The organism is Caballeronia arationis (assembly GCF_001544975.2).
GTDB classification, from domain to species: domain Bacteria; phylum Pseudomonadota; class Gammaproteobacteria; order Burkholderiales; family Burkholderiaceae; genus Caballeronia; species Caballeronia arationis.
Map to the genome: position 1 here is coordinate 1 of NZ_FCOG02000569.1, position 683 is coordinate 683.

1 protein-coding gene is annotated in these 683 nt (G+C 66.0%); it reads left to right on the forward strand.

Going from position 1 to position 683, the window contains the following annotated elements:
- Positions 1-138: 138 nt before the first annotated feature.
- A partial coding sequence (locus AWB81_RS43905) for a Y-family DNA polymerase (RefSeq protein WP_445344352.1) occupies positions 139-683 on the forward strand: 545 nt, incomplete at its 3' end.

Consider the following 683-nt stretch of genomic DNA (forward strand, 5'->3'; position numbering starts at 1 on the left):
CGTCGCCTGCCCCGCTTCGCATCGCAGTACGTCCGGCGCGCGACAGCGTCTCGTTGGAGTTCGTGAAGCGGCGCGGCTCCACGCGTGATAAGCCGCTTGTCGTTGGACTGACCCATTCGCCTATCCTGTTGAATCGCCATGCAAGTGTGGATCGGCGTGTATCTGCCGCACCTCAGCCGAGAAGTCTTCCAGCCGAACTGGTCGTCCACGAATGAGGCGGCCTCGGGTATGGGCTTGGTCGTGCTCGACCACGAGCGTGTCGTCGCGCTCGATCAGGCGGCGCACGAGGCTGGCGTTCGCATGGGCATGCGCAAAGGCGGCGTTCTGACGCTCGCGCCGGATGCGCGCATCCACGACAAGGACGAACTGAAAGAGCAGCAGGCGGTCGCGGACGTCGCTACAGCCCTCATGCAATTCAGCCCGCAGGTGGCGATCGCCGAGGAGCAGACGGTGCTCGTCGACGTGTCGGCGAGCTTACGGCTATTCGGTGGCGTGCGCGCGCTCAGACGTGTGATCCGATCCTCGCTGGCCGCCTTTGGCTTCACGGTCCGGACGAGCGTTGCGCCCACCGGCCAGAGTGCGTGGCTGATGGCCCGCTATCGCGGCGGCCTGCGTCTTTCCATCCGCTCGCTCATGCGGCAGTTACCGCGCTTGCCCGCCCTGCTGGTTTTGGAAGCCCGGCG